General features: G+C 74.0%; 5 protein-coding genes. 3 read left to right on the top strand and 2 right to left on the bottom strand.

Annotation, left to right across the window (positions count from 1 at the left end; translation table 11 throughout):
* Positions 1–115 precede the first annotated feature (115 nt).
* Positions 116–769, bottom strand: a complete 654-nt coding sequence (locus tag AB0G08_RS23710) for an MBL fold metallo-hydrolase (RefSeq protein WP_358091564.1) — start codon at positions 767–769, stop codon at positions 116–118.
* Between the two features lie 8 nt (positions 770–777).
* Entirely contained in the window at positions 778–1,494 is a 717-nt protein-coding gene (locus tag AB0G08_RS23715) for a maleylpyruvate isomerase family mycothiol-dependent enzyme (RefSeq protein ID WP_358091566.1), read from the bottom strand.
* Between the two features lie 173 nt (positions 1,495–1,667).
* Between AB0G08_RS23715 and rsgA the strand changes: the two genes are divergently transcribed.
* The 3 genes from rsgA (at position 1,668) to AB0G08_RS23730 (ending at position 6,711) form a co-directional block, all read left to right on the top strand.
* On the top strand, positions 1,668–2,720 hold the full coding sequence (rsgA, locus tag AB0G08_RS23720; protein ID WP_358091568.1) for a ribosome small subunit-dependent GTPase A: 1,053 nt from the start codon (positions 1,668–1,670) through the stop codon (positions 2,718–2,720).
* Positions 2,721–3,103: 383 nt separating this feature from the next.
* A complete protein-coding gene (gene uvrA / locus AB0G08_RS23725; protein WP_358091570.1) occupies positions 3,104–6,043 on the top strand; it encodes an excinuclease ABC subunit UvrA in 2,940 nt (979 codons plus the stop codon).
* 185 nt (positions 6,044–6,228) lie between these two features.
* On the top strand, positions 6,229–6,711 hold the full coding sequence (locus AB0G08_RS23730) for a Rieske (2Fe-2S) protein (protein WP_357868688.1): 483 nt from the start codon (positions 6,229–6,231) through the stop codon (positions 6,709–6,711).
* Positions 6,712–6,772: the final 61 nt, after the last annotated feature.

Here is a 6,772-nt window from a genome sequence, read left to right on the forward strand (position 1 = left end):
CGCCGCCCGGCCCCCGCGCCCCCCCGCGCGGGCCCCCCCCCCCCCCGCGGGCCCCCGCGCGCCCCCGCGGGGCGCCCGGGGGCCGGGCGCGGATCGCGCCCGGCCCCGCTGAGGTTCACCAGCCGCGGGCGCGCCACTGGGGCAGCGCGGGACGTTCCGCGCCGAGCGTGCTGTCCTTGCCGTGCCCCGGGTAGAACCAGGTCTCGTCGGGCAGCCGGTCGAAGAGCTTGTGCTCGACGTCGTCGATGAGCGCGGAGAACCGCTCCGGGTCCTGGTCGGTGTTGCCGACCCCGCCGGGGAACAGGCTGTCGCCGGTGAACAGGTGCGGCGACCCCGCCGGGTCGCGGTAGAGCAGCGCGATCGAGCCGGGGGTGTGGCCCCTGACGTGGATCACCTCCAGCGCGCACTCGCCCACCGGCACGCTGTCGCCGTCGGCGAGCGTCTCGGCCTCGATCGGCAGCCCGGCCGCGTCGTCGGCGTGCACCAGCGGGCGGGCGCCCGTCTTGGCGACCACCTCCTCCAGCGCCACCCAGTGGTCCATGTGCTGGTGGGTGGTGACCACCGTGGCCAGCCCCGCGTCGCCCACCAGCTCCAGCAGCCGGGGCGCCTCGTTGGCGGCGTCGATCAGCACCTGCTCGCCGGTGGCCCGGCAGCGCAGCAGGTAGGCGTTGTTGTCCATCGGGCCCACCGACACCTTCGTGATGGTGAGCCGGTCGAGCTCGCGTACGGCCGGCGTGCCGCCGGGCGTGACGTCTCCGCTGTAGGTCATGAGGTCGCCTATATCCATTCCGGTGGTTGCGGCAGGGGGCCGTCGGGGGTGACGGTCAGCACGGTGCCCGGGCTGCGGCCGATCAGCCAGGCGGCGAGTTCGGGGGCGGCGCCGGTGAGCGTGGGCGCCGCGGCCCGGTCGCCGACGACCAGTTCGTGCCGGCTGCCGTCGAAGCGCAGCACCATCGGCGGGACGTCGGCGCGGCCGGCGAGGTCGCCGGCCACCTCGTGCAGCAGCCGGTGGCCGAACGCCTCGGGCCAGTCGGCCGGCCGGTAGCCGGCGTCGAGGTCCACGTGGTGCACCTCGATCTCGCGCAGCCGGCCCCAGACCAGCATGGCCGCCGGCCAGGGGCCGCGCCGCGTCTGGACGGTGGCCGCCCACGCCTCGACCGGCATCGCGGTGACCGCCTCGGCGAACCGGACGGCGGAGCGGCGCAGGTCGTCCAGGTGGGCGGCGGGCGGGCGGGGCGCGCCGGCCTCGATGTCGGCGTCCCGGGCCGCCGCGGAGGCGTACATCGGGATCGGCTCGCCGGTGCGGGCCGCGGTGAGCAGGTTGACGAAGCCGTCGGCGTTGCGGGCCAGATGAGCCAGGACGTGCCCCCGGCTCCAGCCCGGCAGCAGCGACGCGCCGGCGAGGCCCGTGTCGTCGAAGGTGGCCGCGGTCCGCAGCAGGCGGTCCGTGGCCGCGTCCACCTCGCCCGTCAGCAGAAGCGGATCCATGGTCACCCACCGACCCTATCCGCCGGTGGGCCCCCCGTCGCCGGGGAAATCGCTTTCGGCGCGTCGCGGCGCGACCTACCGTCGGCGTCGAACGCGGCACCGGAACGGCGGGGGGAGGTGGTGACCATGCCGGTAGCAGCACGCGTGCGTCAACCCGCTCCGACACCGATGAGGATGCCATGACCATCGACCTGACCGCCCTCGGCTGGGACGCCGACCGGGCGGCACACGTACCACGACGCGGCGGCCACCGACCGGGCCGGGTGGCCCGGGTGGACCGCGGCGTCTGCACCGTGCTCTGCGCGGACGGCCCGGTCCGCGCCACCCTGGGCGGGGCGGTCCTGGCCGCCGCCGCCCGCGACCTGACTAACCTGCCGTGCGCGGGGGACTGGGTGCTGCTGGGCACCTGGCCCGACCGCAACGTCACCGTGGAGGCGGTGCTGCCCAGGCGCACCGCCCTCGTCCGGCGGACCGCCGGCAAGGACGCCAGCGGCCAGGTGCTGGCCGCCAACCTCGACGCCGCCGCCGTGGTGGAGCCGGTGCACCCCGAGCCGGACGTCGGCCGGATCGAACGGCTGCTCTCCCTGGCGCACGAGTCCGGCGCCCGGCCGCTGGTCGTGCTCACCAAGGCCGACCTGGCGGCCGACCCGCAGGCCGTCGCGCGCCAGCTCGCCGGGATCGCCCCGGGGGTGCCGGTGCTGGCCGTCAGCGCCGAGCACGGCACCGGGCTCGAACCGCTGCGCGCCGAGGTGGCGCCCGGCCGCACGCTCGGCCTGCTCGGCCCGTCCGGCGCCGGCAAGTCGAGCCTGGTCAACGCGCTGGCCGGGGCGGCGCTGATGCCCACCCAGGCGATCCGGCGCGTCGACGGCAAGGGCCGGCACGCCACCACCTGGCGGGCGCTGCTCTCGGTGCCCGGCGGCGGCGCCGTGCTGGACACCCCGGGTGTACGGGCGGTCGGCCTGCTGGACGGCTCGGCGGGGCTGGACCGGGCGTTCGCCGACATCGCCGAGCTGGCCACGGGCTGCCGGTACGCCGACTGCGGGCACGACGGGGAGCCCGCGTGCGCGGTGCGCGAGGCGTTGGAGAGCGGCGAGCTGCCGACGCGGCGCTGGGAGAGCTGGCGCCGGTTGCAGCGGGAGGTGGCGTACGAGAGCCGGCGGCGGGAGACGCGGCTGGCCGCGGAGCGGCGCGGCGGCTGGCGCTCCGGGCGGCGGCGGACCGCCCGCCCCTGACGGGCGTACGCGTGGGCGGGGCCGGTCGTCGACCGGCCCCGCCCGTTTCTTCGGGCGCGGCGGACCGGTTCCTCCGTCACGGCGGACCGGTTCCTCCGTCACGGCGGACCGGTTCCTCCGTCACGGCGGACCGGTTCCTCGGTCACGGCGGACCGGTTCCTCGGTCACGGCGGACCGGTTCCTCGGTCACGGCGGACCGGTTCCTCGCGCGCGGCGGACCGGGCTGAGCTGGGGGAACGTGCCGGCGAGGGAAGTTGTCGTACCTCGGGGCTAGAGTTGCCGAGGCGCCTTTCTGCGCGCCCACCACCACTCAGACAACCGCTCAGACCAGCCTCGGAGCGGACAATTCCTCCTCATCTTCTTCACCCGGGAGTACACGGACAGTGGCCGACCGACTGATCATCCGTGGCGCGCGCGAGCACAACCTGCGTGACGTCAGTCTCGACCTGCCCCGGGACGCCCTGATCGTGTTCACGGGGCTCTCCGGGTCGGGCAAGTCGAGCCTGGCCTTCGACACGATCTTCGCCGAGGGGCAGCGCCGCTACGTCGAGTCGCTGTCGTCGTACGCGCGGCAGTTCCTCGGCCAGATGGACAAGCCGGACGTCGACTTCATCGAGGGCCTGAGCCCGGCGGTCTCCATCGACCAGAAGTCCACCTCGCGCAACCCGCGCTCGACGGTGGGCACCATCACCGAGGTCTACGACTACCTCCGCCTGCTCTTCGCCCGCATCGGCGAGCCGCACTGCCCGGTCTGCGGCGAGCGGATCTCCCGGCAGACCCCGCAGCAGATCGTCGACCGGGTCCTCGCGATGGCCGAGGGCACCAAGTTCATGGTGCTCTCGCCTGTGGTGCGCGGCCGCAAGGGCGAGTACGTGGACCTCTTCGCCGAGCTCCAGGCCAAGGGCTACGCGCGGGCCCGGGTCGACGGCGTGGTGCACCCGCTGACCGAGCCGCCGAAGTTGAAGAAGCAGGAGAAGCACACCATCGAGGTGGTGATCGACCGCCTCACGGTCAAGGCGAGCGCCAAGCAGCGGCTGACCGACTCGGTCGAGGCCGCCCTGGGCCTGTCCAACGGCCTGGTCCTGCTCGACTTCGTCGACCTGCCCGAGGACGATCCGGAGCGCGAGCGGCGCTACTCCGAGCACCTGGCCTGCCCCAACGACCACCCGCTCGCGATCGAGGACCTGGAGCCCCGGGTCTTCTCCTTCAACGCGCCCTACGGCGCGTGCCCCGAGTGCACCGGCCTCGGCACCAAGAAGGAGGTCGACCCCGAGCTGGTCGTCCCCGACCCGGAGCGCACCCTGCGCGAGGGCGCGATCCAGCCCTGGTCGACCGGGCACAACCTGGAATACTTCCTGCGCCTGCTGGAGGCCCTCGGCGCGGCCGAGCACTTCGACGTCGACACGCCCTGGCGGGCGCTGCCGTCGCGGGCGCAGAAGACGATCCTGCACGGCTCCGACGACCAGGTGCACGTGCGCTACCGCAACAAGTTCGGCCGCGAGCGCTCCTACTACACCGGCTTCGAGGGCGTGGTGCAGTGGATCGAGCGCCGACACACCGACACCGAGTCGGAGTGGTCGCGCGAGAAGTACGAGGGCTACATGCGCGACGTGCCCTGCGCGGCCTGCGGGGGCGCCCGGCTCAAGCCCGAGGTGCTCGCGGTCACCCTGGCCGGCAGGAGCATCGCCGAGGTCTGCAACCTGTCCGTCGGCGAGGCCGCCGACCTGCTCGCCGGCATCGAGCTGACCGACCGGCAGAAGATGATCGCCGAGCGGGTGCTGAAGGAGATCAACGCCCGGCTGAAGTTCCTGCTCGACGTCGGTCTCGACTACCTGTCCCTGGACCGCCCGGCCGGCACCCTCTCCGGCGGCGAGGCGCAGCGCATCCGGCTGGCCACGCAGATCGGCTCCGGCCTGGTCGGCGTGCTCTACGTCCTCGACGAGCCGTCGATCGGGCTGCACCAGCGCGACAACCACCGGCTGATCGAGACCCTGGTCCGGCTGCGCGGCCTGGGCAACACGCTGATCGTCGTCGAGCACGACGAGGACACGATCCGCACCGCCGACTGGATCGTCGACATCGGCCCGGGCGCGGGCGAGCACGGCGGCAAGATCGTGCACAGCGGCTCCGTGCCGGCGCTGCTGGAGAACCCGGAGTCGGTGACCGGGGCCTACCTGTCGGGCCGCCGGTCGATCCCGACGCCGCAGGGGCGCCGTCCGCAGACCCCGGAGCGGGAGCTGGTGGTGCACGGCGCGCGCGAGCACAACCTGCGCAACCTGACCGTGTCGTTCCCGCTGGGCCAGCTCATCGCCGTCACCGGGGTCAGCGGCTCCGGCAAGTCGACGCTGGTCAACGACATCCTCTACGCGGTGCTGGCCAACCAGATCAACGGGGCCCGGCTGGTGCCCGGCCGGCACACCCGGGTCTCCGGGCTGGAGCACGTCGACAAGGTGGTCGGCGTCGACCAGTCGCCGATCGGCCGCACCCCCCGGTCCAACCCGGCGACCTACACCGGGGTCTGGGACCACGTCCGCAAGCTCTTCGCCGAGACCACCGAGGCCAAGGTCCGGGGGTACGGCCCCGGCCGGTTCTCGTTCAACGTCAAGGGCGGCCGCTGCGAGGCGTGCTCCGGGGACGGCACCATCAAGATCGAGATGAACTTCCTGCCCGACGTGTACGTCCCGTGCGAGGTCTGCAAGGGCGCCCGCTACAACCGGGAGACCCTGGAGGTGCACTACAAGGGCAAGACCGTCTCCGACGTGCTGGAGATGCCGATCGAGGAGGCGGCCGAGTTCTTCTCCGCCATCCCGGCCATCCACCGGCACCTCAAGACGCTGGTCGACGTCGGCCTCGGCTACGTCCGGCTCGGCCAGCCCGCGCCCACGCTCTCCGGCGGCGAGGCGCAGCGGGTCAAGCTCGCCTCCGAGCTGCAGAAGCGCTCTACCGGGCGGACGGTCTACGTCCTCGACGAGCCGACCACCGGCCTGCACTTCGAGGACATCCGCAAGCTGCTGATGGTGCTCGAGGGGCTGGTCGACAAGGGCAACACGGTCATCACCATCGAGCACAACCTCGACGTGATCAAGACGGCCGACTGGCTGATCGACATGGGCCCCGAGGGCGGTCACCGGGGCGGCACGGTGCTCGCCACCGGCACCCCCGAGGAGGTCGCCGAGGTGCCCGACAGCCACACCGGCCAGTTCCTGCGGCAGGTGCTCAAGCTCGACGGCGAGGCGAAGGGCGCGGCGGCGGCCACCTCCCGGGCGGCCAAGGCCAACGGCACGAAGTCCCGCGCCCGGAAGGTGCCGGCCGGGGCACGCTGACCGCACACCCCCCGACCGTCGGCACGGGGGCGCACCGCCGACCGGGGCCGGCCGGGCGGGCCGTCGGGCCTGCCCGGCCGGCCCCGCGGTCGCCGATCGGGTGAACCGTCGGGCAGAGTGATCCGTGTAACCGAGTGTGGCCGCGGATCATGACCAGGCGGCGGCAGCCGAGAGAAGGGCGAGGCATGAGTGACGATCAGGGGCTGACCGGGCCGGCGACGCGGACGCGACGCGCCCTCCTCACGGGCGCGGGCGCCGTCGGCGCGGCGGTGGTCCTGGCCGCGTGCGGCAGCGACGACTCCGGCGACGGGGCGGCCCCGACCAGCGGCGGCCCGGCGGTGCCCAGCACCGGTGACGCCGGCGGCGGCGACCGCGAGGGCGCGCAGTCGCTGGCCCGCACGGCGGACATCCCGGTGGGCGGCGGCGCCGTCTATCCCGCCCAGGGCGTGGTGATCACCCAGCCCCGCGAGGGCGAGTTCAAGGGGTTCGACTCCATCTGCACCCACCAGGGCTGCCCGGTGACGAACGTCGACGGCGGCACCATCAACTGCACCTGCCACTTCAGCAAGTTCTCGATCGAGGACGGCTCGGTGAAGGGCGGCCCGGCCACCAAGCCGCTTCCGCCGAAGAACGTGAAGGTCACCGGCGACCAGATCTCGCTGGCCTGACCGGTCAGGCGGGGCGGCGGGCCCCCGCCCGGGGGCCCGGCCCCCCCGACAGGACGGGAGA

Origin of the sequence: Micromonospora sp. NPDC023644 (assembly GCF_040640115.1) — a bacterium.
Taxonomy (GTDB): domain Bacteria; phylum Actinomycetota; class Actinomycetes; order Mycobacteriales; family Micromonosporaceae; genus Micromonospora.